The following is a 3467-nucleotide window of genomic DNA, read 5'->3' as shown; positions in this document are numbered from 1 at the left end:
GACTAACGTGCACTGCGCAGAGATGTGGAGCTGACACCGCAAGAGCCCGCAAACGCGCGACTTTCCCACGATACCACTCCACATAACTGAATCATCGTCCACCTAGGATGACCGCTCCCCAAACCTCAACAGGAGAGCGTCATGCTTAAGGTTTTATTCCCGAAATCTTTTGGCCATTACGAATATTCGCGCTTCGGCGCGGAGCTTGAATTGTTTGCCCGGTGGTTGCTCGCAGCAGGATATTTACCTGGTGCTGCCGCAGGTCGCCATGTCCACCGATTGAAGTGCATCCTCGAGACGACAGCCGCTCTTCAGTGTGGTCGGATTCTACACGAAGCCGAATTGGACGCAGCGTTAGCCTTCGTTCCTGGCGCGCTGCGCCACGCTTCCACCGAGCGTGCATATCGCCGCTTCCTCAAGGCAGAAGGACGGCTCGAAGAAACACAGCCGCAGGGGCCTGTCGAGCAGTTGCTGCTGCGATATCGAGAATATCTTCGAGACGTGAGAGGATTAGCACCAGCGACGATTGGCCAGCATCTGGTAACGATCGAGGAGTTTCTGTGCTTGTCGGCTGGACCATCACAGAACCTTTCCGCTCTGACATCAGAGCACGTCGAAAACTTCATTCAGATCTTGAGCCGCAAGGTGCTGCGCCAAACACTCCAGCACAAGGTTGCCCATCTGCGCGCTTTTCTGCGTTTTTGCGGCGATCGTGGTGAGACTGCGCGAGGGCTAGAACGTATCGATACGCCCAGAACCTATCGTGGAGAATTGCCGCCTCGTGCCCTTGATTGGGAGGTGATCGAAAAATTGCTGTCCTCGGTCGCGAGGACTGATTATCTCGGCCGCCGTGACCATGCGATCCTCCACCTCATGGCCTATTACGGCCTGCGACCTTCTGAGATTGCAGCGCTGACGTTGGACGCGATCAATTGGAAGCGACGCACACTGCGGGTAGAGCAGCGTAAAACTCGTTCCACGCTCGTTCTTCCTCTGGCCGACCAGACTCTTGAAATCCTCGACCGATATCTTGCTGATGGGCGTCCCTGCGGTGCGGTGACGAACTTTCTGTTCGCTAAAGCGCGTAGCCCTGTGGGAGCCCTGACGAGCTGGGGGATATGCGACATCTTCACCAAGCGAGCACGGCAAAGCGGCCTGCCGCTAGATGGTGTCTCGTCATACGCATTGCGCCATTCGTTTGCCATGCGATTGCTAGGCCGAGGCGTCGGGGTGAAGGTGATCGGTGACCTGCTCGGCCATCATAGTCTTGAAAGCACTTGTGTTTATCTTCGCATCGAGACGGACATGCTGCGTACGGTGGCTCTGCCCGTGCCTGGCATTGCCGCTCATTAAGGAGAATGGCAATGTTCACAGCCATCTCTCCGACACCCCTGGATCAGCCGATTGTGGCATGGCTTGCCCATCAGCGCGCGCTTGGCCGCCGCTATTATCCGGAGGAAAGGGTTCTGGTGTCCTTGCGTGAATTTATCAGCCGTACCCCGGGACAGGATCTTGACCGTGCAAGCTTTGATCGGTGGTGTGCCACATTCCCTCATCTGGCACGCAATACCCTGCGTTATCGCCAACGCGTTGTCCGCATGTTCTGCCTATATCGGCGGCGCAAGGAGCTTGGCTGCTTTGTTCCTGATCCCTTGTACTTCGCGCGGCCCCAGCCTTACCGGCTTCCCGTTATCGTGGAGCCTGGGCAAATAGCCAAAATGTTGACGGCTGCGAACACTATGTCCGTCGCGTCGGGATCGCCACTGCGGCCTGCGGTATATAGGATGGCCGTCATTCTGCTGTACACGACCGGGATGCGTCGCGGCGAATTGTTACGCCTTACGCTGGCAGACTGTGAGCCTGAAAGCGGGGTGTTACGGGTACGGGAGTCCAAGTTCCATAAATCGAGAATATTGCCACTGTCGTCCGACGCACATGCCGAATTGTGCAGCTACCTTCGAAAACGTCTCGCTCCACCGTTCAGCAGGGATCCCGACACACCCCTTCTCATCAACACGGAAGGCGGTCTTCGTGCCTATACCGGAACTGGGATCAGCGGCGGCATCCATGCTCTATTCAAAATGGCAGGTGTTGAGGATAGCGAAGGCCGGCGCCCGCGCATCCACGATCTGAGGCACAGCTTTGCAGTCGGGGCGCTCATCCGCTGGTATCTGGACGGCGCCGATGTGCAATCGAATTTGCCGAAGCTGGCTCTCTACATGGGCCACGTTAGCATCGTGTCGACGGCATGTTATCTGCACTTCCTTCCAAAGCTGAGAGAGATCGCCAGCGACCGCTTTGAAGGGGCTTTCGGCGGTCTCGTCAGCGAGGTCGTGGCATGAGGAAACATCAATCCACGGCATTGGGCCGAAGCATGGCACGCTTCTTTCAAGAATATCTTCCCGCTCTCCGCGGCATGAGCCACCATACGATCCAGAGCTATCGCGACACGATGGTGCTGTTCCTGCGATTTGCAGCGGCAGAGACCAATGGATCCGTCGAGAGCATCGACGTCTGCGACATTAATGCCGACAGGATCGGCAGCTTTCTCACGTCGCTTGAGGTTGAGCGTGGCAACAGCATTGCGACCCGCAATGCAAGGCTGGCGGCGATGCATACCTTTGCGCGGTTCCTGATCTCGGAGCATCCCGAATATATGGATACCCTGCAACTGGTGGTGACACTTCCCTTCAAGAGGGGCGCGCGGGTGGCACCTGTCGAATATCTCGAAGAGCCCGAAATCAAGAGCGTCCTGGCGCGTATCGACCGCCGCACGTCTTCAGGACGGCGGGATTACGCGCTGTTCTCGCTGATGTTCAATACGGGTGCACGAGTGCAGGAAATCCTGAATCTTCGCATTTGTGACCTTCGTCTGGTATCGCCCTGTCAGGTGCGCTTGCACGGCAAAGGCAACAAGGTTCGCCTCTGCCCGATCTGGCGAAACACGGCCCAGCTTCTTCAGGAGTTGATCAACACACTGCATCCGCCCTCAGACAATCCCGCCGAGCAAAGGATCTTTCTCAACGACCGCGGCACACCACTGACCCGGTTCGGAGTTCGATACTTGCTGCGCAAATATGTTGATCTAGCTGCGGGGGAAGAATCCACCCTGGCCGAAAAAAGCATCCATCCCCACTCGTTGCGGCACACGACGGCCATCCACCTTCTCAAGGCGGGTGTAGACATTGCCACCATCAGTCAATGGCTCGGCCACTCGGGATTGAACGTAACGATGCGCTACGCGCGGGCCGATATCGATATGAAGCGGCAGGCGCTCGAACAAGTCTTTCCCGACGTGATGTCATCGGCAAAAGATCAGACGATCATCGCTTTTGATGGCGGGATGTTAGGCTGGCTGCGCCGCTTGTAGATGCTCAGTTATGTGGAGTGGTATCGTGGGAAAGTCGCGCGTTTGCGGGCTCTTGCGGTGTCAGCTCCACATCTCTGCGCAGTGCACGTTAATCGAG

Annotated in this window: 3 protein-coding genes; all 3 read left to right on the top strand. The window is 57.0% G+C overall.

The window, feature by feature from the left end; all coding sequences use genetic code 11:
* Positions 1-141 precede the first annotated feature (141 nt).
* From GGD50_RS32430 to GGD50_RS32420, 3 genes are read left to right on the top strand one after another with little or no spacing between them, the layout of a single operon-like run.
* On the top strand, positions 142-1353 hold the full coding sequence (locus tag GGD50_RS32430; protein ID WP_183941371.1) for a tyrosine-type recombinase/integrase: 1212 nt from the start codon (positions 142-144) through the stop codon (positions 1351-1353).
* Positions 1354-1364: 11 nt separating this feature from the next.
* Positions 1365-2342, top strand: coding sequence for a tyrosine-type recombinase/integrase (locus tag GGD50_RS32425; RefSeq protein WP_183941369.1), 978 nt, complete (start codon positions 1365-1367; stop codon positions 2340-2342).
* 32 nt (positions 2343-2374) lie between these two features.
* Entirely contained in the window at positions 2375-3370 is a 996-nt protein-coding gene (locus tag GGD50_RS32420) for a tyrosine-type recombinase/integrase (RefSeq protein ID WP_210319041.1), read from the top strand.
* The last annotated feature ends 97 nt before the right edge of the window (positions 3371-3467 follow it).

This window comes from Martinezella paranaensis, from assembly GCF_014200235.1.
Lineage (GTDB): Bacteria > Pseudomonadota > Alphaproteobacteria > Rhizobiales > Rhizobiaceae > Rhizobium > Rhizobium paranaense.
This window is presented reverse-complemented; position numbering and strand designations above follow the sequence as displayed.

Bases quoted from the DNA above. Each gene is read 5' to 3' on its own strand.
- GGD50_RS32425 (WP_183941369.1), top strand. From the start codon at position 1,365: ATGTTCACAGCCATCTCTCCGACACCCCTGGATCAGCCGATTGTGGCA.
- GGD50_RS32430 (WP_183941371.1), top strand. From the start codon at position 142: ATGCTTAAGGTTTTATTCCCGAAATCTTTTGGCCATTACGAATATTCG.
- GGD50_RS32420 (WP_210319041.1), top strand. From the start codon at position 2,375: ATGGCACGCTTCTTTCAAGAATATCTTCCCGCTCTCCGCGGCATGAGC.